This window comes from Pseudomonas sp. JBR1 (assembly GCF_028198185.1).
Taxonomy (GTDB): domain Bacteria; phylum Pseudomonadota; class Gammaproteobacteria; order Pseudomonadales; family Pseudomonadaceae; genus Chryseomonas; species Chryseomonas oryzihabitans_E.
On sequence record NZ_CP116340.1, the window covers coordinates 609269 to 635480 of the forward strand.

Below are 26212 nucleotides of genomic sequence, written 5' to 3' on the forward strand. Positions count from 1 at the left end.
GCCAGCCACTCGTAGCGTGGAAAACCGCGCAGCGTTTTCCACTGTGTGGCATCAAATCCGCGGACAAGGCTCCGCCGTTGTCCAGGCTACGTTCTACGTTCAGGCGCTAGCGGCCGCTCTGACCACCCCCACCAGATGTTCCCCCAGCCGCCGATGCTGGTCCGCTTCGAAATGCACGCCGTCCACTGGGCTTACCTGGATGAGCTCCCCGGCATCGACGAAGGTCGCGCCCTGGGCCTCGGCTACCTGGCGATAGCGCTCGGCCAATTGGCGGGACTTGGCCGCGCCACCGGCGAAGATCTCGCCGAGAAAGCCCACTTCCTCGATGGGGGCCGGTGCCATCACGATGAGCCTGGGCGTGGCGCCGTTCGGGCCGGCATTGCAACGCTTGATCTCTTCCAGCAGCACCTGCAACGCACTGGCGATGTCCGCGGGCGTTACTGACAGCCGTGCCTTGAGATCGTTGGTGCCGAGCATCAGGAGCAGGGCGTCCACGGGCAGCTGGCTTTCCAGGCAGGGTCGGAGATAGGTGAGGCCGTTCTTGTGCTGGCCGTCGATGGGGTCGTCGTGCACCGTGGTTCGTGCCGGCAGGCCTTCTTCGATCACCTGCCAGTCGCTGCCCAGGCCGCGGGCCAGGATGCCGGTCCAGCGTTCGTCCCAGCCGAAGCGTTCGAGTACGCCCGGCTGGGTCAATGGCCGGGTGCCGTGGGTGTTGGAGTCGCCATAACAGAGCAGGGTACGCAGGGGCATGTCGGAACCTCGCCAGGACAGAGTGACGTCCACCCTAGAGGCTTTTCCGCAGCGCCGCGAGGACCGACAGTCGCGTCGGCGGCCTCAGCCTTCGCTCGGCGCTTCGCTGCCCCGCGCCGCCTGATCCAGCGGCGAGCCGCCTACCTCGTAGCGCACGTTCATGCGCGGCGACGCCAGTTCGATGCCGGCATCGTCCAGGTAGCGCTTGAGCTTGAGGTTGAAGGCCCGCGAGACCTCCCACTGCTTGATTGGCGCGGTCTTGAAGCGAAATCTCAGGATGGCCATGCCCGAATCGAAGCTCTCCACCCCCTGCAGCTCCAGCGGCGACCAGATGTCCCGGCCCATCAGCGGGTCCTGGCGCAGCGAGCGGCCGACCTCCTGGACCATCTCGATAGCCTTGTCCACCGACATCGCCTGCGGGATCGGCAGGCGGAAGATGGCGTAGCCGAACTGCCGTGAGTAGTTCTGGATGCTCTTGATCTCGCTGAAGGGGATGGTGTGGACGATGCCGTCGATGTCCCGCAGCCGCACGGTGCGGATGGTCAGGCCCTCGACGGTGCCCAGGTGGTTGCCCACGTCGACATAGTCGCCGATGGCCAGGGAGTCCTCGATGATGATGAACAGCCCGGTGATGAGGTCGGCTACCAGGCTCTGGGCACCAAAGCCCACCGCCAGGCCGATGACGCCGGCACCCGCCAGCAGCGGGGTGACGTTCACGCCCATGTTGGCCAGGGCGACGATCAGGGCGATGACGAAGATGGTCAGGAACAGCACGTTGCGGATCAGCGGCAACATGGTCTGGGCGCGAGCATTGTTGGGGCTCACGCGGTGCAGATTGAGGCTGCGATGGATGGCGGTGTCGGCCAGGATCCATACCAGCCAGGCCAGCAACAGGGTGCCGCCCAGGCCAAAGAACTTGCTGGCGACCGCATGGCCGTCACCCTGGCTGAACCCCAGCAGGGAGAGATTCCAGGCCCGCAGGGCCAGCTCGATTCCCACCAGCCAGATAACGATCCCCAGTACCAGCACGAAGAACGCCCGCAGCCGTTCGGCATAGGCTTCCTGGATTCGGCCGTGATGGCGCCGGTGCAGCAGGCGCGCCCTGACCAGGGCATTGAGCCCCATGGCGGCACCCATGGTCACGGCGAACAGCAGTGCCCGGCGCAGGGCGTCGCTGGTGTCCCCGGCGGAAACGAAGGTGGCCACCACCGAGACGGCCACCAGGATCAGCAGCGGCAGGTGCCAGAGCCGGGCGATCAGGTGGCGCACGCCCTGCAGGCCGCGCAGCGCCTGACGCTTGGCCAGGGGCTGGTTGCGGATCAGGTGGGCGATGGGGCGGCGGAATCTCAGGGCGAATTGCGCCGTGAGCAGGGCGGCGCAGATATTGGCGCCAATGGCGATGACCGCGGCTAGGTGCGGCCCCAGGGTCTCGGCCAGGTGCGGATCGCTGGCCACGCCGCCCAGGGCCGCCAGGCTGCCGATGATCCACAGCGGGCGAAAGGCACGCCGGCGCAGGATCAGCAACGCCCGGCTGCGGTGCGCGCCGCTGGGCAGGGAGCAGATCACCACCACCGTTGCCGCGAACAGCGGGCCGATGACGGCGGCATAGGCCAGGGTCACGGCGACGGTCTTGCCCAGGGAATCCGGCATCCACAGGGATACCAGCAGGGTGATGACGAACGCCAGCAGCCAGGGTGCCAGTTTGCGCAGGGCGAAACGCACCAGGTCCAGGGTCCGCGGTCTCAGCGGCAACTCCTCGGCCAGTCCGAACCTGATGCGCAGCCGATGGCTGATGCTCTTCAGGCCCAGGGCACAACCGGCCCAGAAGGCCAGGGTGATGACGAAACCCAACAGCAGATTGAGCCGCTGTTCGGGCGCGGGCGCCAACATGGCCAGCTCCGCGCCAGCCTGATCCAGCTGGAATTGCCAGCGCTCGCGCAGGTTGTCGCGCTGCAATTGCTGCTCGACCACCGTCATGGTGTCGGTGATCAGGCCGATCACTCCCTGGGAGGCGCTGGGTTCCGCCTTGGTCTGGGCGGCCTGCAGCTTCTTGAGATCCGCCAGCAGGCGATTGCGCTGCTGATCGCTTTCCAGGGTCTTGATGACCTGGTCCAGGGACTGGCCGAACTGGGGGTCGACCTGATCCTTCTCTGTACCTGGCAGCCCGGGCAGGGCTGCCTGGACCGGACCGATGAGCAGGAAGCAGAGGCAAAACAGCTGTAGCAGGCGAAAGATCATCGAAGCCGCACGCTCGCGAAAGGTGAAAACGCCCGTCCTGAACGGCCCAGGGCCGTCCGACGAGGGGGTCAGTGTAACAAGGGCTTGGCGCCGTGGATGCGTCGACGGGCACTGCGCGCCAGGCGCACCGAAAGCAGGATGGCTGCGCAGGTCAGACCCAGTACCAGGCCCTGCCAGAGGCCGGCCGGTCCGCGTGGCGCACCGAACCAGTCGCTCAGTCCCAGCGCCCAGCCGACCGGCAGTCCCACGCCCCAGTAGGCCAGCAGGGTGATGACCATGGTCGCGCGGGTATCCTGATAGCCGCGCAGGGCGCCCGCGGCGGTGACCTGGATGGCGTCGGAGAACTGGAAGATGCCGGCGAATACCAGCAGCGAGGCCGCCAGCTGGATCACCGCCAGGTCCTGGGAGTACAGCCCGGCGATGAAGGTGCGCGCGGTCAGCATCAGGGTGCAGGAAACGCAAGCGCAGAGCAGCCCGGCGGCCATGCCGACGCCCGCGGCGAAACGGGCCTCGCGTGGCTCGCCGCGGCCCAGTGCCTGACCGACGCGGACGGTTACCGCCATCCCCAGCGCCAGGGGCACCATGAACACCAGACCGGAGAAGTTGAGCGCCACCTGGTGACCGGCCACCACGGTCGGGCCCAGTTCACCGATCAGCAACGCCACCACGGAGAAGATGCTGGACTCGGCGAACACGGCGATGCCGATGGGTACGCCGATGGCCAGCAGGGCGCGCAGCGTGGGTCCGTGCGGCCGCTCGAAGCGGGCGAAGATGGCGCAGGAGCGATAGCGTTCGGTACGGATGATCGCCAGCATGGCCAGCAGCATCGCCCACATCACCGTGCCGGAGGCGAAGCCGCAGCCGGCGCCGCCCAGGGCCGGCAGGCCCAGGTGGCCCTGGATGAAGATCCAGTTCAGCGGCACGTTCAGCGCCAACCCCGCGAGGCCGACCAGCATCGCCGGCCGGGTGCGCCCGAGGCCGTCGCTGAAGCAGCGCAGCACATAGTAGAAGGCGGTGGCGGGCAACCCCATGGCGATGCCCTTGAGATAGAGCAGGGTCGGGCCGATCAGTTGCGGGTCGACGTGCATGGCCACCAGCAGCGGCCGGGCATTGAGCAGCAACAGGCTGGCGATGAGGCCGCAGCCCAGGGCCAGCCACAGCGCCTGGCGCACCAGCGAGCCGATCTCACCGCTGCGCCCGCCGCCGTGGCGCTCGGCTACCTTGGGCGTGGTCGCCAGCAGGATGCCGGTCATCAGCAGGAACACCGGAATCCACACGGAGTTGCCCAGGGCGACGGCAGCCAGATCCAGTGGCCCGACCCGGCCGGCCATCACGGCGTCGACGAAGCCCATGGCCGAATGCGAGAGCTGGGCGATGACGATAGGCGCGGCCAGGGAGAGCAGGGCGCCGAATTCACGTCTGATACGAGGCAGAGAGGAGGTCACTTGAGCGGTCGGTCAGCTTCGGGGCCAATAGTCTAGACCTCATGGCCGGCGTGGCAAGCCTCGCGGCGACCGTTGCCTGGTGCGAATGGCCTGCTAAAGTGCCGATCCCCGCCCTTGCGAGTGCCCAGGCATGCACATCCTTGCCGACGAAAACATACCGCTGCTGGACGCCTTTTTCGGACCCCATGCGACCCTCGAACGCCTTCCTGGTCGCGCCTTCGATCGCGAAGCCGTGGGCCGCGCCGATGCGCTGCTGGTGCGCTCCATCACCCGCATTGACGAGACGCTGCTGGCAGGTTCGAAGGTCGGCTTCGTCGGTACCTGCACCATAGGCACCGACCATCTCGATCTCGGCTATCTGCAGCAGGCGGGCATCCGCTGGAGCAACGCCCCCGGCTGCAATGCCCGTGGGGTGGTGGACTGGGTGCTTGGCGCGCTGCTGGCGCTGGCCGATGGCACCGGCGCGGAGCTGGCGCAGCGGACCTATGGCATCGTCGGCGCCGGTCAGGTCGGCGGCCGCCTCGCCAAGGTGCTGCGCGGACTGGGCTGGAAGGTACTGGTCTGCGATCCGCCGCGTCAGGCGACGGAGCAGGGCGACTTCCACAGCCTGGATGAGCTGATCGCGCGGTGCGACGTGCTCTGCCTGCATACGCCACTGATCCGCGAGGGTGCGCAGCGCACCCTGCACCTGTTCGATGCCGACCGCCTGACCAGCCTGCGCCCAGGAAGCTGGCTACTCAATGCCTGCCGCGGCGAGGTGATCGACAACGCCGCGCTGCGTACCCATCTGGCCGGTGGCGCCGAGCTGGCGGTGGCACTGGATGTCTGGGAAGGCGAGCCAGGTATCGACCCTGAATTGGCCCGTCTCTGCCACCTGGTGACGCCCCATATCGCCGGGCACAGCCTGGAAGGCAAGTGGCGCGGCACGGCGCAGATCTATGAGGCGTTTTGCGCCTGGGCGGGAGAAACGCCACGCTTGGGTCTGAGCGACCTGTTGCCGCCGCAGCAGCTGGAACGCCTGGTGTTCAGCGGGGACACGCCGCAGGCGACGGCCTTCAAACGCGTCTGTCGTGCGGTCTACGATCCGCGTGATGACGATGCGGCGCTACGCGCGACCCTCGGCCTGCCGGCCCTGGCGCGTGCCCAGGCGTTCGACGCCCTGCGCAAGGGCTACCCCATGCGTCGGGAGATTCCGGGGCTGGTGCTCGAAGGGGCGGGCATGACTCGGCTGGCGAGTGCCCTGGGCTGCAGCTGGCGACATGGCGACGACTCCGAAAGCGGCGGTGTCGCTTAGGACAGAGCCGAAGCGCAAGCGTTCAGGCGGGGTAGCGGCCCCCGCCAGTCGGCCTGGATGGCCGAGTGACGGGACTCACGGACTCAGTGGTATTCGCAGAGGTAGGCGGTGTCTTCCGCGACCTTGAGCTGGAACTTGGCGTTGGCCGGCACGGTGAACTGGCTGCCCGCGGTGAAGGTTTCCCAGGTCTCGCTGCCCGGCAGCTTCACGGTCAGGGCGCCGGCCACCACGTGCATGACCTCCAGCTGGCTGGTGCCGAATTCGTATTCGCCGGGGGCCATGACGCCCAGGGTGGCAGGCTTGGACTTCAGGCTGAAGGCGATGGATTTGACGGTGCCGTCGAAGTATTCGTTGACCTTGAACATCGGGTTTCCTTGTGCGAGAGCGGTTAGAACCGTCCGCGAGTATGCCCAAGGCCGTCCCCGGCTGTCACCGCTTCCTGCGTCGGTCAGCGCGCGAAGGCCGGCAGACTGGCGGGCAACAGCTTGGCGGTGTTGCGCGCGTCGGTCTCGGCACGATGGAGCACCCCGGTAAAGGCCAGTCCGGCCGACTCCAGCGCGGCGGTAAGACCCAGCGGGCGCGCCAGGCCGCGGGCCTTGGCGAAGGCCTGCTTGAGATTGCGATGCGGCACCCGCGCCAGGTGGGTGTGCAGGTCGTGCTCGCGCCAGGCGCGTTCCAGCAGGCGGCGGTCGAAGTCGCCCCAGCTGCACCAGCCGGCCAGGGTGGTTTCGTAGGCGCCCAGCCAGCGCTCGAAGGTCAGCCAGGTGCCCGCCAGCCGCTCGGCCCCATCGACATCGGCCTGGCTGATATGGGTGAGGCCGCGGCAGAAGGGTGTCAGCAGCGGCAGGCGCTCAGGCTGGACGAAGCTCTGGTAGCGATCCAGCTCCTGGCCCTCGGCGTCCACCATCACCGCGCCGATCTCGATGATCTCCATCAATTCCAGCGGCCAGCCACCTTCGTCGGTGGTCGCTTCCAGGTCCAGCACCAGCCAATGCTTCATTGTCACGCCCTCGGGCCAGCCGCCTCGCTCATCGCAGATAAGACGGCCGAAAAATCTCTGGGTTGCGTAGCATCGTGCGAATGGATGTTACATTCATGACTGTATAGCGACATCTGGTCACGATTCGCTTGTGAGGCCCCAGCCTTGGTTTTAAGCTTCAAGCCTCTTCTCTGCGAGTTTCACCATGGAATGCCGTCCGGGTTGTGGCGCCTGTTGCATCGCGCCGTCGATCTCCTCACCGCTGCCACGCATGCCTCAGGGCAAGCCATCCGGCGTGCGTTGCGCCCATCTGGACAGCACCAATCGCTGCGATCTGTTCGGCTCGCCGCTACGTCCTGCCGTATGCGGAGGCTTCCTGGCCGAGCCGGCCTTCTGTGGCACCAGCAGTGCCGAGGCCATGGCCATCCTGTTGCGGCTCGAAGGCGAGACCGCCGCCTGATCCGATCTCTCGACAACGCTCTCCGACAACCACAACAACAAGGGACGTCCCATGCACAAGCCGCTTCGCTCCATCCTTGCCCTGACCCTGCTCGCAGCCACCGGCCTAGCCCAGGCCGAGGACTGGCAGCTCGCCAAGCAGGAAGACGGTATCCAGGTCTATACCCGTGCCGTCGCTGGCTCCAAGTACAAGGCCTACCGCGGCGTGGTCCAGATCAAGGCCGATCCGGCCACCATCGCTCGCCTGCAGGATGATCCGGTGGGCTCGTGCAAGTGGATCTTCCGCTGCCAGTCGCTGGAGGTACTCAAGCGCCAGGACAACCAGGCCTGGACCTATATGCGCATCGACATGCCCTGGCCGGTGACCGCCCGTGACGTGGTGCTGCACATCACCGAGCAGAAGACCCCCGACGGCGGCTTTACCCGTACCCTCGAAGGTCAGCCGGATTACCGTCCCGCCGCCGATGGCTATGTACGGGTGGCGAGCTTCCAGGGCCAGTGGCGGGTGGTGCCGAAGAATGGCGGCTCGGAAGTGACCTACGAGGCCCAGAGCGAGCCGGGTGGCAGCGTGCCGTCCTGGCTGGCCAACAGCTTTGTGGTGGATGCACCGCTCAACACCTTGAAAGGCTTGCGCCAGGCTGCGCAGCGCTGATCGCTCATCTCTACCCTAAGGCCTGGCGCCCCTGGCGCCGGCCTTTTAATACCACCCCTACGATTTTGAGGTGTGGAGGATTTGCCTCCCTGCCGCGACAGCTGTAATCAACGGGCAGGGAGGGTGGCTGCCTGACTGCGTCTTCTACGACGCCAGCCATCCACCAGGCGGAAGGCCAGCAATGCAGCGCCGATGGCGGCGTAGATCGCCCATTCTTCCAGGTCCGAGCGTACGATCCAGAGATAGTGTAAAAGCCCCAGGCCCAGCACCAGGTAGGCCAGCCGATGCAGCTCCTTCCAACGCTTGCCCAGGCGGCGCATGGCCGGTCGATTGGAGGTGACGGCCAGGGCCAGCAGGATCAGCAGGGCCGCGGCACCCACGATGATGTAGGGCCGGCGCTGCAGCTCCACGCCCAGTTGCGACAGGTCGAAGCCCAGCACGAAGGCCAGGTAGCCCAGGAAGTGCAACAGGGCATAGGTGAAGGTCCAGAGCCCCAGCTGACGGCGGATCACCGGCCAGAGCTTCCAGCGGGTGAGGCGCGACAGCGGGGTCAGACTCAGCGTCAGCAACAGCAGCACCAGGGCACCGGTGCCCAGCTTGTCCACCAGCGCCTTGCCCGGGTCCGGGCCGAGGGCAAAGATCCACGCCTGGTACAGCCACCACAGCGGCGGACAGAGTGCGGCGATGAACACCGCGACCCGCCAAAGCAGCAATCCCATCAGTAGTTTCTCCGCAGATCCATGCCGGCATAGAGCGAGGCCACTTCCTCGCCATAGCCATTGAACATCAGGGTCGGCCGGACGTTGGGGCTGAAGAGGCCGCTGGGCAGCCGACGTTCGCGGGCCTGGCTCCAGCGCGGGTGGTCCACTTCCGGATTGACGTTGGCATAGAAGCCGTACTCGTTGGGCGCCATGCCCTGCCAGGTGGTGCGCGGCTGTTCTTCCACCAGGCTGATCCGCACGATGGACTTGATGCCCTTGAAGCCGTACTTCCAGGGCACGATCAGGCGCAGCGGCGCGCCGTTCTGGTTGGGCAGCACCCGGCCGTACATGCCCACCGTCATCAGGGTCAGCGGATGCATGGCCTCGTCCAGGCGCAGGCCCTCGACATAGGGCCAGTCCAGCAGGGCGAAGCTGGAGTTCATGCCGGGCATGTGCTTTGGGTCCTTGAGCGTCTCGAATCTGACGTAGCGGGCCTTGCCCGTGGGTTCGACCCGCTTGAGCAGGCTGGCCAGCGGAAAACCCAGCCAGGGAATGACCATCGACCAGGCCTCCACGCACCTCATGCGATAGATGCGCTCTTCCAGGGTGTCGGGCCCGAACAGATCCTCCAGGCCATAGGTGCCGGGTTTGCCCACCTCGCCATCGACCACCACGCTCCAGGGTTGGGTCGGCAGCTGGCCCGCGTGGGCCGCGGGATCGCTCTTGTCCGGACCGAATTCGTAGAAGTTGTTGTAGTGGGTGGCGTCCTTGAAGGGGGTGATGTCTTCGCCCTTGACCGTGGCCGCCTGCCAACGGGTTTCCGGCAGCTTGCGCTCGAACCAGTCGGGGCCCTTGGCGGCGTCGACGTCACCATAGGTAGAGGCGGCGGCCATTGCCCAGCCGGGCAGGGCGGCACCAGCGAGCAGGGCGCCACTGGCACCGAGCAGCTGGCGCCGGGACAGGTAGACGGCTTCGGGGGTGATCTCCGACCCACGGCAGGCAGAGCGCGGAACGATCTTGATCGGCATGACGAACCTCGACGGGATGCGCGCAGGAGGGCGCGGCTGGCTATCAGCGTGAGACATCCCGGTCGTGAAAAGCTTCCAGACCAGACGATAGCCTGCCGCCCCGGTCGGGCGGAAGGCCGTTTCGCTCAGCCGAGCAACTTGTCCAGGGTGATGGGCAACTGCCGCACCCGGATGCCGGTGGCATGGAAGACCGCATTGGCGATGGCCGGGGCAACCCCGACCACGCCGATCTCGCCAAGCCCCTTGATACCCAGCGGATGCCCCAGGCGATCGTCTTCGTCCAGCAGCAGGGCCTCGAGCACGGGCACGTCGGCCTGCGTAGCCACCAGGGCTTCGGCCAAATCCGCGTTCATCCAGCGCCCTTGCGCCAGGTCCAGTCGACTCTGTTCCAGCAGCGCCTGGCCGAGGCCCCAGATCATGCCGCCCTCCAACTGATTCTGGGCCAGACGGCGATTGACGATACGGCCACCGGCGAAGGCACCCACCAGGCGGCGGACCCGGACCGTTCCCAGCTGCGGATCCACCGCCACCTCGGCGAACTGGGCGCCAAAGGCGGCACGACCGAGCGCCGGGCGTTGGGCCACCTGGTCGGCGGTGCTGGCTTCAGCGCTCACCTCGGCGAGGCCATGGCATTGCAGCAACAGGCCCAGCTCATGACGTTGATCCGGGGCACGCTCGCTGACCAGAGCGCCGTCCGCGAGGCGCCAGCCCCCGGCGTCGGACGCATCCGCCCCGGTCAGCGCTACCAGGCGCCGACGCAGCTGGTCGGCAGCGGCCTGGATGGCCGCGCCGAGACTGAGCGTGGTGGAGGAGCTGGCAGTCAGGGAACTGTAGGGGAGGTCGGTGTCGCCCCAATGCAGCTGAACACGCTCCAGCGGCAGCCCCAGCGCCTCGGCGGCCAACTGAGTCAGCGCTGTCCAGCTGCCCTGACCCAGCTCGTGGGTGGCGCTCTCGACCACCGCCGTGCCATCGGCGCTCAGCCGGATACGTGCCGAGGCGGCCATCTGGGCGACATGGTAGACCGCGGTAGCCATGCCGTAGCCGATCAGCAGGTCGCCATCGCGCATGGCGCCGATGCCGGGATCACGGTCCGCCCAGCCGATGGCGGCGGCACCGGCCGCGTAGCACTGGCGCAGGCTCTTGCTCGACCAGGGATTACCGGTCTGGGGTTCCACGTCGGCATGGTTGCGCAGCCGTACGTCCAGCGGGTCCAGGCGCAGGTGATGGGCCCATTCATCCAGCGCGCTCTCCACCGCGAACTGGCTGACCGCCACGCCCGGGGCGCGCAGCCAGCTGGGTGCATTGAGGTGCAGCCGCGCCGTGGCATGGCCGGTATGCAGATGAGGGCAGGCATAGAGCTTGGGCGTCATCTCACCGACCGGTTCTATGAAGTTAGAGGTGTGGGCGTTCTGGATCAGGGCCTCCTGCAGCAGCACGCTCAGCTGGCCGTCGCGAGTGCCGCCCAGGCGCAAGCGCTGGCGGGTGGCGCCCCGAAAGGGCATCAGCGAGAAGGTCTGCCGCCGGGTCAACACCAGCTTCACGGGCCGGCCGGCGAGCCGCGCCGCCATGGCCGCGAGCAGGGGATGGGCATTGCCTTTCTTGCCGCCAAAGCCGCCGCCGACCAGGGGTGAGCGAAAGCGGATGCGCGTGGAGAAGTCCGCCTCGGCGCGACCGGCGCGCATCACGGCGGGGAAGTCCGGGCTCACGCCGAGGTCGAACGCCTGCGCCAGGGCATAGGCATCGCCATAGGTGAACTGGGTGCCGGCGTCCACCACCAGTCGGCCCTGGTTGTCCCAGGCGGCGAGGGCCGCCCCGGGCTCCAGGGCATTGTGATGCTGGGGCTCCGTGGTGTACTCCAACTCCAGGCGCTCTTCCGCCTGCGTCCAGGCCGCATCGGGCTGGCCGCGCTCGGTGATCGCCGGTTCGCCGGCGCCGACCACCTGCGGATATTCAGCCGGCAGCCGGGTGAAGTCGAAGTCCTGCTCCGTCGCTTCTGCGCTGTACTCCACCTCGATCAGCCGCGCAGCGAATTCGGCCTGGTCCGCCCGCTCGGCGACCACCACCGCCAGGGGCTGGCCGCTGTATTGGAGGCGGTCGTCCTGCAAGGGCAGGAAGCGGCCCAGCTCGCCGCCGGGCAGGGTATTGATCGGCTGCAGGCGCGGGGCGTTCAGGTGCGTCATGACCAGCAGCACACCCGGTGCCCGCTCGGCGGCCGCCACCACCAGCCGCGCCACCTGTCCTTGCGCGTGATCGCTCTGCACCAGGGCGGCATGCAGCGGCATGCCTGGGATGTCGCTATGGGTGAGATCGGCGCTGTAGCGGGCGGCACCCGTGACCTTGGCCAGGCTTTCGAGGCGGTGAGGGGCAGAGGACATGGGCAGGCTCCGGTGGGTGGCCTTTCGGCAGACTGCCCCTGGCGGCGTGCCGTTCGTGCCACTGGTCGCGTGCCATACTGCGGCGACCTCTCGCCCTCAGGAGTGCCCGATGAAGAAGCTGATCAATAACCCCGTCACCGTGGTTCGCGAGCTGCTCGAAGGTCTCGTGAGCCTGGACCCCGGTCTTGCCCTGCTGGCCGACGAACAGGTGATACTGCGCCACCCCCTGGCCGACGTCCGCGAACGCCCGGTGGCGGTTATCTCCGGTGGCGGCAGCGGCCATGAACCGGCCCATGCCGGCTACGTCGGCGAGGGGATGCTGACGGCGGCGTTGGCGGGCGACGTCTTCACCTCGCCCAGCGTGGATGCGGTACTGGCGGCCATCCGGGCGGCGGCCGGCCCGGCGGGCGCGCTGCTGGTCGTCAAGAACTACACCGGTGACCGCCTCAACTTCGGCCTCGCCGCGGAACTGGCCCGCAGCGAAGGCATTCCCGTCGAAACGGTGCTGGTGGCGGACGACGCGGCCCTGCGCCATACCGTGGCGCCGGAGAAGCGTCGTGGCATCGCCGGCACCGTGTTGATCCATAAGCTCGCCGGCGCCGCTGCCGCCGCTGGGCGACCCCTCGCCGAGGTGGCCAGCCTGGCGCGCGCGGCCAGTGCCGAACTGCGCAGTATGGGGGTCGCCCTAGGCGCCTGCACGGTGCCGGCGGTGGGGCACCCAGGCTTCGAACTGGCGGACGACGAGGTGGAGTGGGGCCTTGGTATCCACGGCGAGCAGGGCGTCGAGCGCGGGCCCTGGCTAGGCGCCGATGCCACCGTGGCGCGACTGCTGGATACCCTGGTCGAGGATGGCGGCTATCCTGGCGGGACGCGTCTCGCCTTGCTGGTCAATGGCCTGGGCGCCACGCCACCGCCGGAGCTCGTCCTGGTGGCCCGGGCGGCGTTGATCGAGTTGCGTCGGCGCGGCCTGAGCGTGGAGCGGGCCTGGACCGGTACCTTCCTCAGCGCCCTGGACATGCCGGGCTGTTCGCTGTCGCTGCTGCCGGTGGACGAGGCCCGCCTGGCACTGCTGGATGCGCCAACCCAGGCGCGGGCCTGGCCCGGTGACGGTCGGGTGCCAGCGGCGCCGCGTCTGCTGTCCGCGCCTCAGGTGACGGCCGAGGCGACGACGTGCACGCCCGGTCCCCTGGCGGAGCGCCTGCATGCCGCAGTGGACGCCGTGATCGCCAGCCTGCTGGCCAACGAAACCCGTCTCACCGACCTGGACAGCCGTGCCGGTGACGGCGATCTGGGCACCAGCCTGGCCCGTGGCGCCGAGGCGATGCGCGCCCTGCCGGCCAGCGCCTGGTACACCCCGGCCAGTGCCCTGGCCGCCATGGGACAGGCCCTGCGGCGTGCCATCGGTGGCAGTTCCGGACCCTTCTATGCCTGCGCGCTGGTCCGCGCGGCCCAGGTGTTGGACGGGGTCGCGCGACCGACACTGTCCCAGTGGGCCCAGGCCTTCGACCAGGGTGTCCAGGCGCTGGCGGAGCTGGGCGGCGCCCAGCCGGGCCAGCGCACGATGCTCGATGCGCTTCGACCTGCCGCGGATACCTTGCTGGCAGCTGCCCAGGCTGGCTCCAGCCCGGCGCAGGCCTTCGCCGAAGCGGTGGCTGCCGCTCGGAAGGGCGCCGAGGCTACCGCCGAGATGGTTCCGGGCCAGGGTCGTGCCAGTTACCTCGGCGAACGTACCCGTGGCATTCCCGATGGCGGCGCCGTGGCCGTGGTCTGTTGGCTGGACGCGTTGGAACCCGTGATCGCCCGCTAGCGCGAACCAACGCCATGGCCGGTCCCGCGACGTCCGGGCCAGCCATGGCGGCAGACCAGCGAGAGCAAGGCGCCGAGAAAGGCCAGTGCCATGTCTTTCTGTGCGTCCCAGGGATCGCCCTGGGCGCCGACGAAGGCTTCCGCGTCATCGCCCGCCAGCAGGTCAGCGCCCAGCCATTCCATGAGCTCGTAGCCCGCCGAGGAGGCGAGCACGAACTCGAGGGCGACATAGGCACTCTGCCAGCCGCGTAGCCCGGTCAGGCCCTGGACCACTTCACGAAAGGGGCGGGCCAACAGCAGCCCGTAGGCGAGGTGCACCAGGCGGTCGTAATGGTTGCGCTGCAGACCCAGGGCCTTGTCCAGGCGGAAACCGGTCAGCGCCTGCCAGGCATCGTCGTAGGGCACCTGGGAATAGGTGTAGTGGGCGCCGATCTGGTGCAGTACGAGAAACGCGAAGAGTTGCAGGCTGGCGCTGGCCGAGAGGGGAAACCGTCGCTGGATAACCACGATGGCTACCACTGCCAGGATCACCAGCAGCTGTTCGATCCCCCAGGTCAGCCGGTCCACGGGTGCCCAGCCGAGTGCCAGGGTAAGGGTGACCAGTATCAGCAGCAGGACCAGTTGTAGCCGGGAACACGGGGAAACGTTCAAATGCTTGGGGGCCTTGCGGGGACGGAAGGAGGCGAGTCGCGGTGGCGACCACTGCTGCATGGACAGATCGACACCTGCCAGCGTTCCAGCACCTGCGCGGCTTCGGTGAGAAAACCCCAGGCGCAACGTAGGCACCTGACGCCCGGGTATCCGTCGTCCAGGCGGCATGGGTACGCGAAACCTTCGCAGGGCCCCTGTAGGTTCCGGGTGCCGCTGGATCTCAGGTGCCGACCCAGGATCTAGGCATCGACCTTGTTCGGATGCCGATGCGCCCCGTCTGCGGTCTGATCCCTAGCGAGATCGGGCGGTGCAGCGCGCCGCCATGGTTCCCTTGCCTGACTGGTCAGGCCGACACGAAGGGTGCTACTTCGCGCAGCTCGATCAGCAGTGGTCGATCGGTTGGCGCGCTGGCGAGCAGGTCCTGGACATGATCCAGATCCCGTGCGCGTTCGGCCAGGCAGCCAAAGGCCCGCGCCAGCGCGAGAAAATCCGGGGTGACCAGGTCGACGCCCAGGGGCGTGATGTCCCGCTGTTCCATATAGCGGCGGATCTCGCCGTAGCCGTGGTTGTTCCACAGCAGGATGACGATGCCGATCCTCGCTTCCACGGCGCTCGCCAGCTCGCTGAGGGTAAAGAGCAGACCGCCGTCCCCGACGAGGCAGATCACCGGACGTCTGGGGTCGGCCAGGCGTGCGCCCAGGGCGGCGGGCAGGCCATAGCCCAGGGTGCCGTAACCGGTGGAAGCATTGAACCAGCGCCGTGGACCGTCCAATTCCACCAGGTGATTGCCGGCGTAGACGGTCTGGGTGGAATCGCCCACGTAGCGCGCATCCGGCAGCACTCTTTGCAGCCGCTCGAACAGCTGGCGAAAGTGCGCCCAGCCGGCCAGTTCGCGCGCCAGGCCAGCCCGGGCAATGGCCGTGCGCCGGGCGCCGGGTCCAACTGGGTCGAGTTCGCGGGCGGGCAGGCGTTGCAGCAGGCCCTGCAGTGCGGCCTGGGCGTCGCCCACCAGGCCTAGCCAGGGCGGGTGGCCGGTGACCAGCATCCTGAGGTCCAGGTCGATGCGGATCAGGTCGCCGGTCAGCTGGAAACCGCCGTCGAAGACCACATCGTAGTCGGTCTCGCCCAGTTCGGTACCCACCGCCAGGATGACGTCCGCCTCCCGCGCCAGGGCGCGTACCGGTGGTAGCGCCTGGTTGCTGCCCAGTGCCAGGGGATGGCCAGGCGGCAACAGACCCTTGGCATTGATGGTGGTGGCGGTGGGCGCATCCAGCGCGGCGGCCAGGGCGCGTACCTCGGCAGCCGCGTCCTGGCAGCCCCCACCGATCAACAGCAGCGGGCGTTCGGCCTTGCGCAGGCGAGCCGCGGCGCGGTCGAGCAGGGCTGCGGCCGGCTCCGGGCGTGCCAGCCTGGGCTTGGGCATCAGTGCCAGGTGATCGGCCGGTGCCGTGATGATGTCCAGCGGCAGTTCCAGATGGACCGGCCTTGGCCGCTCGCCGTCGAACACGGCGAAGGCACGCGCCAGTACGCCTGGCAGGCCGTCGACCTCCAGCAAGGTATGGCTGAAGGCGGTAACCCCGGCCGTCAGGTTGCGCTGGTTCGGAAGCTCATGCAGATAGCCGGCGCCATGGCCGAGCCGCGCGCGTTCGTTGACGCTGGAAATCACCAGCAGCGGGACCGAATCGCCATAGGCCTGGGCCATGGCGGTCAGGCAGTTGGTCAGTCCGGGTCCGCTGATGACGAAGCATACCCCGGGCCGTCCGCTGGCCCGGGCATAGCCGTCCGCCATGAAGCCCGCGCCCTGCTCATGGCGTGGGGTGATGTGGCGAATACCGCTGCCGGGGAGGCCGCGATAAAGCTCCACGGTATGGACCCCAGGGATGCCGAAGACGGTGTCCACGCCCCAGGCGGCCAGTTGGCGGACCAGAAATTCGCCACAGGTGGTCATGCGCATTCTCCTCCAGGGTCGATCAGGCAGGACGGCCGGCAACCTCGGCGCGTGGCGTGAGCAGGCTTACCAGCACGAAGCTGAGCAGGCTCAGTACCAGGCTGAAGTAAATCGGCGTATTGGCTTCCAGGCCATCCTTGAGCATGAAGACGATGGCCGCGCCGGATCCCAGCAGCATGCTCGCCAGGGCCCCGGGCGTGGTGGCGCGCTTCCAGAAAATGGCCCCGAGCAGCGGCACCAGGATGCCGCCCACCAGCAGGTTGTAGGCCAGTGTCAGGGCGCCGATGACGTCGTTCACCAGCAGCGCGATGACGAGCACGGCAATGCCGGTGAGCAGGGTGAACAGCCGGGCCATGCCCAGGGTCGAGGCCTTGCCGCCGCGCAGCCGGGGCAGAAGGTCTTCGGTCAGGGTGGTGGACGCGGCCAGCAGGCCGGCGCTGGCGGTGGACATCATGGCGGCCAGGGCGGCGGCGATCACCAGGCCGCGAATGCCGTCCGGCAGGGCGCTGCGGACGATGGCGGCGAAGGCATTGTTGGCATCGCCCAGGTCCGGCAGCAGCACCCGGGCGCACATGCCGATCAAGGCGCCCACCAGGCCATAGATCACGCAGTAGACCCCGGCCAGGCTGCCCGCCACCCGCGCCACGCCTTCGCTGCGGGCGGTGAAGACGCGCTGCCAGATGTCCTGGCCGATGAGGATGCCGAAGAAGTAGATCAGGAAGTAGGTGAGGATGGTGTCATAGCCAATGGTGGTCAGGGCGAAGGCGCTGGCCGGCAGCTTGGCCACCAGGGCGTCCCAGCCGCCTACTCGGGCGAGACAGATGGGCAGCAGCACGAACATCAGGCCGGCCGTCTTGATGATGAACTGGACGATGTCGGTCAGCGTCAGCGACCACATGCCGCCAATGCTGGAATAGATCACCACCACGCTGCCGCCGAGCAGGATGGCGCTCCAGAAGGGCAATTCGAACAGCACCTGGATCACCGTGCCCATGGCCAGCACCGAGACCACGCTGAGCATCAGCGCATAGACGAACATGATGGCGGCACTGGCCTGGCGTGCCAGGGGGGTGTAACGCCGTTCCAGCACCTGGGTCACGGTGAAGATGCGCAACTTGAGCAGTGGTTTGGCGAGAAACAGGTTGAGCACCAGGATGCCGCCGCCAAGCATGGCGCACAGCCAGAAGCCGGAAAGACCATGGACGTAGCCCAGCCGTACCGTGCCGACGGTGGCGGCGCCACCTAGTACCGTGGCGGCCATGGTGCCCAGATAGAAGGCCGGGCCGAGGTTGCGGCCGGCGACGAGGAATTCTTCCTGATTGCGAGCACGGCGCATGCCGTACCAGCCGAGCAGGAGCATGGCCAGGGCATAGGCCAGGACGACGGAAATATCCAGGATCATGGGAGCGGATCTCTTGTAGGGATGGGCAGGGCCGGGCACGCCGGGCCTGTGAGGACTCGGTCTTCAGGCGACGCGAGCGCTATCTAGAGCGGAGCCGGCCGCGGCGTGCCAGGGTCACCGTGCGCCGGCCGAACCGTATACGGCGGCCGGTTCCGAAAACAACCGGAGCAGGGCCAGGTAGACCTGGGTGGCGCCGCCCAGGCCCCCACGAGCGATGGCCAGCCCCCCGGCCGTGAACGACCGCCCGAAGAGGATCGGAGCGCGGCCAAGCGCGGCGGTGGCGAAGGTGTTGGCGCCGCCGAAGATCAGGCGGAAGAGATCGAAGGGGGTGGCATGGCGTTCGTGGTCGGGAATCTGCTCGACCCCGAAGGTTTCGATACGGGTGATGCCGTCATGATGGTCCATGGATGACGCCTCGACACGGTTATACGCAGGGCAGGGCCCGCGTTCTTGTTGTCGGCGGGCCAGGAGCCCGCCGGTGTTCGGCAGCGAAAGACAGCGGGTGGGCGACCGTCATGGCGGGTCACCGCACCGAAGGGGTTAGCGGTATGTCACCCCCGGCAGCACGCAGAGCATCTCGTAGAGCAGGTTGGCGCCGAGCAGGGCGGTGTTGCCGGTGGTGTCGTAGGGCGGCGACACCTCCACCAGGTCACAGCCCACCAGATCGAGGCCGCGGCAGCCGCGGATGATTTCCAGCGCCTGGATGGTGGTTAGCCCGCCGATCTCCGGGGTACCGGTGCCTGGCGCCCAGGCCGGGTCGATGCTGTCGATGTCGTAGGACAGGTATACCGGCCCGCCGCCCACCCGCTCGCGCACCTCGGCCATCAGCGGGGTCAGGGACTGATGCCAGCACTCCTCGGCCTGCACCACCCGGAAGCCCTGTTCGCGGCACCAGTCGAAGTCGTCGGCGGCATAGCCCTGGGCCCGCAGGCCGATCTGCACCACCCGGTCGCAGTCCAGCAGGCCTTCTTCCACGGCGCGGCGGAACGTGGTGCCATGGGCGATCTTCTCGCCGAACATGTGCTCGTTGACGTCGGCATGGGCATCCACGTGCACCAGGCCGATCTTGCCGTATTTCTTCTTCATGGCCCGCAGGATGGGCAGCGTCAGGGTGTGGTCGCCGCCCAGGGTGAGGGGGGTGACATCGTGCTCCAGCACCCGGTCGTAGTGCTCCTCGATCAGCCGCACCGTGTCCAGCAGGTTGAAGGTATTGATGGCGACGTCGCCCAGATCGGCGACGCTCAAGGAGTCGAAGGGCGCCGCGCCGGTGGCCATGTTGTAGGGACGGATCATCACCGATTCGCTGCGCAGCTGCCGCGGCCCGAAGCGGGTGCCGGAGCGCAACGAGGTGCCGATGTCCAGGGGGATGCCGATGAAGGCGGCGTCGAGTCCGGCCGGGGAAGCGAGGTGGGGCAGCCGCAGCATGCTGGCGATGCCGCCGAAGCGGGGCATCTCGTTGCCGCCCAGCGGCTGGTGCAGGATCTTTTCCACGGGTCATCCTCGTTGTGCTGATGACCCGATTGTGCAAAGTCACTGACAGGCGAAGAATCGGCGCGGGCAAAAAATCACTTCAGAGATTTCTGAACTAATGGCTAGACTGCCGGGCCGCGTCCACCGGGAGTCCGCCATGGCCAATGCTCTCCACGACATCCGCCTGCTCAAGCTGTTTGCCTGCGTGGTACGCCACCAGGGCTTCGCCGCAGCGCAGCAGGAACTTAACCTGTCCACCTCGGCCATCAGCACCTACATGAGCCAGCTGGAAGGTCAGCTCGGGGTCACCCTCTGTCATCGCGGCCGTGGCGGCTTCGCCCTGACCAGCAAGGGCGAACTCTTTCACCAGGAGACGCTGCGCATCCTGGGCGAGATCGAAGGCTTCGAACGCTATGCCACCACCCTCAAGGGCGAGTTGAGCGGCACCCTCAACCTGGGCGTGCTGGATTCACTGTCCAGCGAGCCGGCGCTGCCGCTGGCCGATGTGATCGGCAGCTATACCCACGACTATCCCGGCGTCCACCTGCATCTGGCGGTGACCAGTCCCTACGAGTTGCAGCTGGGCGTGCTCGAAGGACGGCTGGACCTGGCGGTGGGTGCCTTTTCCGCGCGCATGAACGGGGTGGTCTACCAGCCGCTGTACCGCGAGCAGCACTGGCTCTACTGCAGCGATCGTCATCCGCTGTTCCCGGAACGGCGCATTCCCGCCGAGGTGATCACCCGCCAGCGCATGGTGCGGCGCGGCTACTGGAGTCAGGCTGAGCTGGCACGCCATGGCTTCAAGGAAAGCGCCGCCACAGTCGAAAGCATGGAGGCCCAGCTCATCCTTATCCTCTCCGGCGCCTATATCGGCTACCTGCCGGAGCACTATGTCCATGCCTGGGTCGACCAGGGGCGCCTCAAGGCGCTGCAACCGGCGACCTTCGGCTATCAGGCGCCGTTCTCCCTCATCACCCGCCGAGGGCGTGGAAGGGAGCCGCTTATCCAGAGTTTTCAACGCATTCTTAAAGCCCAGATGCAACATGCCGATAGCGACTAGGACGATAACCAAGGGGTTACCGTTTTCACCTGTGCGGGCAATTAGCCACCATTTAAATGGTTGATGTCCCACGGAGTAGATAACCTGCTAGATAAGGCACCCGCATGCGCACGAATTTGCCGGTCACCCAACAGGGCCGTACCTTCAAGGAAGAAGAACGACTCATCTCCACCACCGACCTGCAGGGGAACATCACCTACTGCAACGAAGCGTTCATCGCCATTAGTGGCTATACGCGGGAGGAGCTGATCGGCAGTCCGCACAACCTGGTGCGTCATCCCGACATGCCGCCGCCCGTATTCGGCCACATGTGGGCGACCCTCAAGGAGGGCAAGCCGTGGATGGGCATCGTCAAGAATCGCTGCAAGAACGGCGACCTCTACTGGGTCAGTGCCTACGTCACGCCGATCTTGGAACAAGGGCGGGTGATCGGCTACGAATCCGTGCGTTCCCTGCCCAGTGCCAACGAGGTGCGCCGCGCCGGCGAGCTCTATGCCCGGATCAATGCCGGCAAGGCACCCGTGCCCCGGATCCGTCGCCTGACCAGCGCCATCTCCGCCTGCTGGTCGACCGTGGCGGCCGCCGGCGGCATCCTGGGCGGTCACTTCCTCCTGGACGACACCGCTCAGGTAGCCCTTATCGTCGCCGCCCTGCTGGGCGTTAGTGCCCACCAGCTGTATCGCCAGCGCGCCAGTATCGAGCGCATTCTCGCGGATCATCCCAAGATGTTCTCCAGCGATGTGGTCGCGCCGACCTACAGCGACCAGATCGGCGCCCCGGCGCGTCTGGATCTCGCGTTGCACAGCGAAGCCGCGCGCCTGCAGACCGCCTTGACGCGTCTGGCCGACGTTGGCGACAGCGTACGCCAGAAGGCCCGCGAGTCTTCCCAGCTATCTCAGTCCGGGGCCGAGCTGCTGGAACAGCAGCGCCACGAGACCGACCAGTCCGCCGCCGCCATCACCCAGATGACCTCCACCATCCACGAGGTCTCGCAAAACGTCCAGGAGACCGCCCAGGCCGCCGCCAACGCGGAGAACATGGTGCATTCCGGACGCGACAAGGCTGAAGAAAGCCTGATGTCCATGCGCGAACTCGGCACGGCGGTCAGCGACATCGGCCAGGCGGTGGGCGAGCTGGCCAGCTCGACCCAGAGCATCGGCAGCGTCGCCGACGTCATCACCGCCATCGCCGAGCAGACCAACCTGCTGGCGCTGAACGCCGCCATCGAAGCCGCCCGCGCCGGTGAAGCCGGTCGTGGCTTCGCCGTGGTGGCCGATGAGGTCCGCTCCCTGGCCTCCCGCACCCGCGAGTCCACCGAGCAGATCCACCAGATCATCGCCAACCTGCAGGCCAATGCCGAGCGCGCCGTGGCCACCGCCAGTCGCGGTGAAGAGACCTCGCGCCAGAGCGAACGCCATTCGGCGGCGGTGCGCGAATCCCTGGAAGGCATCAGCGAATCGGTCAGCCTCATCACCGCCATGAGTCAGCAGATGGCCACCGCCGTGGAAGAGCAGAGCCACGTCTCCGAAGACATCAACCGGCAGATCAGCCGGATCGCCGATCTTTCCGACAACAGCTCGGCCCAGGCCCGCCGTGGCTCGGAATTGAGTCGCGAACTGGAAGGCATGGCCGACTACCTGCACGACCTCACCGCGCGCTTCAATCGCTGAGGTGCCGGGGGAGCGGCGGCGATCCGGTATGATCGTCGCCGTCCTCCGCTGCGGAAATCCCGATGTCCCGTCCCGCCTGCGCGCGTTGCCAGCGCCCACTGTCGCTGTGCCTGTGCGCACTGATCCCTTCGCTGTCCAGCCATACGCGGATACTGCTGCTGCAGCATCCCAGCGAACGACGTCATCCGCTCAATACCGCGCGCCTGGCCGCCCTGGGGCTCGCCAATGCACAACTGGAGATCGGCGAGACCTTTGCCGACCTCCCACGCTGGCTCGCCGGCCATGAAGCCTGGCTGCTGTTCCCGGGCTCCGAAGCGGTCACGATCGACCGACTGCCGCCCGCGAGCGCGACCCCGGCGAAACGGCTGCTGGTGATTCCCGATGGCACCTGGCGCAAGGCGCGCCTGCTGCTGCATACCAATCCGGCGTTGGCGGCGCTGCCGAGGGTCTCCTTGCCACCCGGCCCACCGTCGCGCTATCGCGTACGCAAGGCCCCTGCAGCCGAGGCGTTATCCACCGTGGAGGCCGTCGTGGCAGCGCTGAATGCATTGGAGGCACCGGCCCGCTTCGAGGCCTTGCTGGCGCCTTTCGACGCGCTCATCGATGGCCAGATCGCCGCCATGGGCGCAGAAACCTTTGCACGCAATCATGGCGGGCCAGTGCGGGGTGATTGAGGGAATTCCCCTGCTGCAGGACCACTCTACCTAGAGAGTCAGCAGAGGAGTCACGCCATGTCCCGCTTCCCGATCCATTCGCACGACGAATTCGCCACCCTTGCCGCCTATGCCATGCCCCGCGCGGGGGGCGAGCCCGATCAGCCCGATCCCGCCCCCATCCAGCCCAGCGAGCCGGGCGAGCCCACCGTCCCCGACCAAGCACCGCCGACCCCCATGGCCAGAGCGGCCTGATGCCACCGCGTCACCCATGAAAAAAGGGCGATCATCACTGATCGCCCTTTTTTCTGCCCAATGCCGGCTAGCGCCGGGTCTTCTGCCGGAGCAGGTAGACCGTTACCGCCGCACAACTGGTAAAGGCCGCTACCCGTGCCCAGACATAGGGCACCAGCCAGCAGGAAAAGCCCACGCTGATCCACATGGCGACGATGGCGTAGACCTTGCCCTTGAGCGGGATCCCTTCGCCTTCCAGGTAGGGCTTGATCCAGGGTCCCAGCCATTTGTGGTTGACGAGCCACAGATAGAAGCGCTCCGAGCTGCGCATGAAGCAGGCGGCCGCAAGTAGCAGGAAGGGCGTGGTGGGCAGCAGCGGTAAGAACGCGCCGATAACGCCCAGCGCTACGCTGAGCCAGCCTAGCCCTAGCAGCAGGTAGCGCACCCAGCCCTTCTTCTGCCGGGGCCTGGCGGCAGCTTTGTCCATCGCTCAGTGGCGCGGCTTGAGCAGCGCCGGCTTTTCTTCGGGAGAGTGGCAGAGCAGGAACAGCTGGGTCAGCAACTCCGGGATCTGCACCATCATGTCGGCGACCAGGCGGCGATCCTGGGCGATCTCGGAGAACTCGGGCTGTTCGTCGAACAGACCCGAGCCGACCATGATCGGCAGCAGCAGCTCGCTGACTTCGTCTTCGGCATCTTCGAACCATACGGCTTCGCGCAGGAACACCCCTTCCATGAAGCCGATGCACCAGCCGCGCAGCTCGGATTCGTCCGGCTCGGGGCCGAGGTCCAGGTCGCACGGCAGATCCAGCTCTTCGTCACTGCCCAGCACGCGCAGGATATGAGCCTTGAGCTGCACCAGGGCGCGCTCGATCTCTTCCTGCTGGGTGGCATCGCGATACTGCGGCGGCTCGGCGAAGAGGGCGTCGATCCACTCGCGTTCGGGAACCTCTTCCGGGCAGATGGACAGGGCGGTCAGGTAGCCGTGGGCGGCTACGTAGTCGAGCGCTTCTTCGTGCAGATCGTCTGCATCGAGAAAATCGCGCAGACGGGTCAATTGTTCGGCGAAGGACATCGGCTACTTACCTCGGAAAGGAATCGAAAGGGCAGAACGGCCGGAATTGTAGACGAGCGCCCGAGTCACGTCGAACCTGGCGGCCAGTGGCCGGCCGACGGAAAAGCACCGCCGCAGCGACCTCGGCATCCGTATAATGGCCTTTCCATTCGAGGAGGCTTCATGTCAGAACCCGCGCTGCGCATCCTTAAAGACGTCTTTGGCTACGACGCGTTCCGTGGCAACCAGGCCCGGATCATCGAGCGCGTGGCCAGCGGTGGCGATGCGCTGGTGCTGATGCCCACGGGCGGCGGTAAATCTCTGTGTTACCAGGTGCCGGCCCTGATGCGCCCCGGCGTAGCCGTGGTGGTCTCGCCGCTGATCGCCCTGATGGACGACCAGGTCGCCACCCTCGAAGAGCTTGGTGTGGCGGCCACCGCCCTCAACTCCACCATGACCGGCGAACAGCAGCGTTCCGTCGCTGCGCGGCTGGAGCGCGGCGAGATCAAGCTGCTCTACCTCGCGCCCGAGCGCCTGGTTCAGCCGCGCATGCTGGATTTCCTCAAGCGCTTGCCCATCGCCCTGTTCGCCATCGACGAAGCCCACTGTGTGTCCCAATGGGGCCATGACTTCCGTCCGGAATACATGCAGCTCGGTCAGCTGGCCGAACACTTCCCTGGCGTGCCGCGCCTGGCGCTGACCGCTACGGCGGATTCCCGCACCCGCGAAGAGATGGCGAGCCGCCTGCACCTGGAGGAGGCCGAGCGCTTTCTCTCCAGCTTCGATCGTCCCAACATCTTCTATCGCATCGTGCCCAAGGAAGCGCCGCGCAAGCAGCTGCTGGCCTTTCTTGCCGAGCGCCGTGGCGATGCCGGCATCGTCTACTGCATGTCGCGCAAGAAGGTGGAGGAGGTGGCCGAGCAACTCAGCAAACAAGGCTTTCCGGCCTTGCCCTATCACGCCGGCCTGCCCAATGACGTCCGCGCCGCCAACCAGAAGCGTTTCCTCAACGAGGAAGGGCTGATCATGGTCGCCACCATCGCTTTCGGCATGGGCATCGACAAGCCGAACGTGCGCTTCGTCGCCCACCTCGACCTGCCCAAGAGCCTCGAAGCCTACTACCAGGAAACCGGTCGTGCCGGTCGTGATGGCTTGCCGGCCGATGCCTGGATGGCCTACGGCCTGCAGGATGTGCTGCTGCTGAGGCAGATGATGCAGAGTTCCGAAGGCGACGAGCGCCACAAGCGCATCGAGCGGCACAAGCTCGAAGCCATGCTGGCGCTGTGCGAGGAAACTCGCTGCCGCCGCCAGGTCCTGCTGGCCTATTTCGACGAGCACCTGCCCCAGCCCTGCGGTCATTGCGACAACTGCATCGACACCGTCGAGACCTGGGACGCCACCGAACCGGCGCGCCAGGCGCTGTCGGCCATCTACCGCAGCGGTCAGCGCTATGGGGTAGGGCACCTGGTCGACATCCTGCTCGGTCGCGAGACCGAAAAGATCACCAGCCTCGGTCACCAGCGCCTGGCCGTGTTCGGCCTGGGCAAGGCCCGCGGCGAAGATGAATGGCGCACCCTGTTCCGCCAGCTGGTCGCCCGTGGTCTGGCCGAGGTTGACGTCGATGGCTACGGTGGTCTGCGGCTGACCGAAAGCTGCCGACCCCTGCTGCGCGGCGAGGTACGCATCGAATTGCGCCGCGATCCCAAGCCTCAACGTGGGCGGGGTACGGGTAGCAGTGGGTCGGCCAGTGCCGCCAGCCAGCTGGTGCGTGCCGATGAACGCGAGCTGTGGGAAGTCCTGCGCACCCTGAGGCGCAAGCTGGCCGAGGAGCACTCGGTGCCCCCCTACGTGATCTTCCCCGATGCCACCCTGCTGGAGATGTTGCGCAGCCAGCCGCTTTCGCTGGACGAGATGAGCCGTGTCAGTGGTGTGGGCGCACGCAAGCTGGAGCGCTATGGTCAGGCCTTCCTCGATGCCTTGACCGATGGCAGCGCCGCCCCGGCCCCGGTCGCCGACGTGCGCCATGAGGTCTTGACCCTGGTGCGTGCCGGCATGACGCCAGAGCAGGCCGCGCGGCAGCTGAGTTGCTCGGAAAAGAATGTCTATGCCCTGTTGGCCGAAGCCATCGCCCAGCAACAGATCGCGCTGGAACAGGCCTTGGACTTGCCCGAGGACCTCTTGGCGGAGATTCAGGACGCCTTCCTCGAAGACGAGGGCGAATTGCCGCCGGTAGCCCAGATCGCCGCGCGCTTCGAGGGGCGGGTGGCGAGTGGTGCGCTGTACTGCGTGCGGGCTGCCCTGCAGGCGGAATTGGCCGACTAGCGAGGCACGGCGGTTGCCCCG

Annotated in this window: 23 protein-coding genes and 2 pseudogenes; 10 read left to right on the plus strand and 15 right to left on the minus strand. The window is 67.1% G+C overall.

Annotation, left to right across the window (positions count from 1 at the left end; genetic code table 11):
- Positions 1–99: 99 nt before the first annotated feature.
- The 3 genes from PJ259_RS02965 to PJ259_RS02975 form a co-directional block, all read right to left on the minus strand.
- A complete protein-coding gene (locus tag PJ259_RS02965; protein WP_271654661.1) occupies positions 100–750 on the minus strand; it encodes an SGNH/GDSL hydrolase family protein in 651 nt (216 codons plus the stop codon).
- Between the two features lie 84 nt (positions 751–834).
- A complete protein-coding gene (locus tag PJ259_RS02970) occupies positions 835–2988 on the minus strand; it encodes a mechanosensitive ion channel family protein (protein ID WP_059314626.1) in 2154 nt (717 codons plus the stop codon).
- A gap of 68 nt (positions 2989–3056) precedes the next feature.
- Positions 3057–4433, minus strand: a complete 1377-nt coding sequence (locus tag PJ259_RS02975; protein ID WP_059314627.1) for an MATE family efflux transporter — start codon at positions 4431–4433, stop codon at positions 3057–3059.
- A gap of 130 nt (positions 4434–4563) precedes the next feature.
- Here PJ259_RS02975 and pdxB point away from each other — a divergent pair, with 130 nt between their 5' ends.
- Positions 4564–5727: a 4-phosphoerythronate dehydrogenase PdxB gene (gene pdxB / locus PJ259_RS02980; RefSeq protein ID WP_271654662.1), complete on the plus strand. Its 1164-nt coding sequence runs from the start codon at positions 4564–4566 to the stop codon at positions 5725–5727.
- 83 nt (positions 5728–5810) lie between these two features.
- Here pdxB and ppnP read toward each other — a convergent pair whose 3' ends face one another.
- Both ppnP and PJ259_RS02990 read right to left on the minus strand, forming a co-directional pair.
- Positions 5811–6092: a pyrimidine/purine nucleoside phosphorylase gene (ppnP, locus tag PJ259_RS02985; protein ID WP_271654663.1), complete on the minus strand. Its 282-nt coding sequence runs from the start codon at positions 6090–6092 to the stop codon at positions 5811–5813.
- A gap of 83 nt (positions 6093–6175) precedes the next feature.
- Positions 6176–6727 carry an exonuclease domain-containing protein gene (locus PJ259_RS02990; protein ID WP_271654664.1) on the minus strand — a complete coding sequence of 184 codons (552 nt, stop codon included), beginning with the start codon at positions 6725–6727 and terminating at the stop codon, positions 6176–6178.
- 184 nt (positions 6728–6911) lie between these two features.
- Here PJ259_RS02990 and PJ259_RS02995 point away from each other — a divergent pair, with 184 nt between their 5' ends.
- A complete protein-coding gene (locus PJ259_RS02995; protein WP_271654665.1) occupies positions 6912–7166 on the plus strand; it encodes a YkgJ family cysteine cluster protein in 255 nt (84 codons plus the stop codon).
- A 51-nt stretch (positions 7167–7217) separates the two neighbouring features.
- Positions 7218–7817 (plus strand): START domain-containing protein, encoded by a 600-nt coding sequence (locus tag PJ259_RS03000; protein WP_271654666.1) that lies wholly within the window; start codon positions 7218–7220, stop codon positions 7815–7817.
- A 107-nt stretch (positions 7818–7924) separates the two neighbouring features.
- On the opposite strand, the gene msrQ is transcribed toward PJ259_RS03000, so the two are convergent.
- From msrQ to PJ259_RS03015, 3 genes are all read right to left on the minus strand, one after another.
- The gene (gene msrQ / locus PJ259_RS03005; RefSeq protein ID WP_271654667.1) at positions 7925–8536 is read right to left on the minus strand and encodes a protein-methionine-sulfoxide reductase heme-binding subunit MsrQ; all 612 of its coding nucleotides are present in this window, start codon (positions 8534–8536) and stop codon (positions 7925–7927) included.
- Positions 8536–9546, minus strand: coding sequence for a protein-methionine-sulfoxide reductase catalytic subunit MsrP (gene msrP / locus PJ259_RS03010; RefSeq protein ID WP_271654668.1), 1011 nt, complete (start codon positions 9544–9546; stop codon positions 8536–8538). The genes msrQ and msrP overlap by 1 nt, the downstream gene beginning before the upstream one ends.
- A gap of 125 nt (positions 9547–9671) precedes the next feature.
- Positions 9672–11921 carry a xanthine dehydrogenase family protein molybdopterin-binding subunit gene (locus PJ259_RS03015; protein WP_271654669.1) on the minus strand — a complete coding sequence of 750 codons (2250 nt, stop codon included), beginning with the start codon at positions 11919–11921 and terminating at the stop codon, positions 9672–9674.
- Between the two features lie 109 nt (positions 11922–12030).
- Between PJ259_RS03015 and PJ259_RS03020 the strand changes: the two genes are divergently transcribed.
- Positions 12031–13728, plus strand: a complete 1698-nt coding sequence (locus PJ259_RS03020; RefSeq protein ID WP_271654670.1) for a dihydroxyacetone kinase family protein — start codon at positions 12031–12033, stop codon at positions 13726–13728.
- Here the strand turns inward: PJ259_RS03020 and PJ259_RS03025 are convergent.
- The 5 genes and pseudogenes from PJ259_RS03025 to speB all read right to left on the minus strand — a co-directional run bounded on the left by PJ259_RS03025 (position 13725) and on the right by speB (position 19219).
- Positions 13725–14378, minus strand: coding sequence for a DUF2238 domain-containing protein (locus PJ259_RS03025; protein ID WP_271654671.1), 654 nt, complete (start codon positions 14376–14378; stop codon positions 13725–13727). The two genes, PJ259_RS03020 and PJ259_RS03025, sit on opposite strands and share 4 nt — an antisense overlap.
- Positions 14379–14721: 343 nt before the next feature.
- Positions 14722–16326, minus strand: a complete 1605-nt coding sequence (locus PJ259_RS03030) for a 5-guanidino-2-oxopentanoate decarboxylase (protein ID WP_271654672.1) — start codon at positions 16324–16326, stop codon at positions 14722–14724.
- 22 nt (positions 16327–16348) lie between these two features.
- Entirely contained in the window at positions 16349–17728 is a 1380-nt protein-coding gene (locus PJ259_RS03035; protein WP_271654673.1) for a sodium:solute symporter, read from the minus strand.
- A gap of 156 nt (positions 17729–17884) precedes the next feature.
- Positions 17885–18133, minus strand: a pseudogene (locus PJ259_RS03040) (cytosine permease); the annotation flags it as partial.
- A 135-nt stretch (positions 18134–18268) separates the two neighbouring features.
- Positions 18269–19219: an agmatinase gene (speB, locus tag PJ259_RS03045; protein ID WP_173148142.1), complete on the minus strand. Its 951-nt coding sequence runs from the start codon at positions 19217–19219 to the stop codon at positions 18269–18271.
- 136 nt (positions 19220–19355) lie between these two features.
- Here speB and PJ259_RS03050 point away from each other — a divergent pair, with 136 nt between their 5' ends.
- The 5 genes and pseudogenes from PJ259_RS03050 (at position 19356) to PJ259_RS03065 (ending at position 22836) form a co-directional block, all read left to right on the plus strand.
- On the plus strand, positions 19356–20258 hold the full coding sequence (locus PJ259_RS03050) for a LysR family transcriptional regulator (RefSeq protein ID WP_017641749.1): 903 nt from the start codon (positions 19356–19358) through the stop codon (positions 20256–20258).
- Between the two features lie 104 nt (positions 20259–20362).
- A pseudogene (locus PJ259_RS22835) lies at positions 20363–20644 on the plus strand (PAS domain-containing protein); the annotation flags it as partial.
- 153 nt (positions 20645–20797) lie between these two features.
- Positions 20798–21928 carry a methyl-accepting chemotaxis protein gene (locus PJ259_RS03055; RefSeq protein WP_442964882.1) on the plus strand — a complete coding sequence of 377 codons (1131 nt, stop codon included), beginning with the start codon at positions 20798–20800 and terminating at the stop codon, positions 21926–21928.
- Positions 21929–21990: 62 nt separating this feature from the next.
- A complete protein-coding gene (locus PJ259_RS03060) occupies positions 21991–22602 on the plus strand; it encodes a tRNA-uridine aminocarboxypropyltransferase (protein WP_271654675.1) in 612 nt (203 codons plus the stop codon).
- Between the two features lie 57 nt (positions 22603–22659).
- The gene (locus PJ259_RS03065; RefSeq protein ID WP_271654676.1) at positions 22660–22836 is read left to right on the plus strand and encodes a hypothetical protein; all 177 of its coding nucleotides are present in this window, start codon (positions 22660–22662) and stop codon (positions 22834–22836) included.
- A gap of 67 nt (positions 22837–22903) precedes the next feature.
- On the opposite strand, the gene PJ259_RS03070 is transcribed toward PJ259_RS03065, so the two are convergent.
- Both PJ259_RS03070 and PJ259_RS03075 read right to left on the minus strand, forming a co-directional pair.
- On the minus strand, positions 22904–23302 hold the full coding sequence (locus PJ259_RS03070; protein WP_271654677.1) for a YbaN family protein: 399 nt from the start codon (positions 23300–23302) through the stop codon (positions 22904–22906).
- Positions 23303–23305: 3 nt separating this feature from the next.
- The gene (locus tag PJ259_RS03075) at positions 23306–23890 is read right to left on the minus strand and encodes a UPF0149 family protein (RefSeq protein WP_059314643.1); all 585 of its coding nucleotides are present in this window, start codon (positions 23888–23890) and stop codon (positions 23306–23308) included.
- 162 nt (positions 23891–24052) lie between these two features.
- Between PJ259_RS03075 and recQ the strand changes: the two genes are divergently transcribed.
- Complete coding sequence (gene recQ / locus PJ259_RS03080; RefSeq protein WP_271654678.1) at positions 24053–26191, plus strand: DNA helicase RecQ; 2139 nt, start codon at positions 24053–24055, stop codon at positions 26189–26191.
- Positions 26192–26212 lie beyond the last annotated feature (21 nt).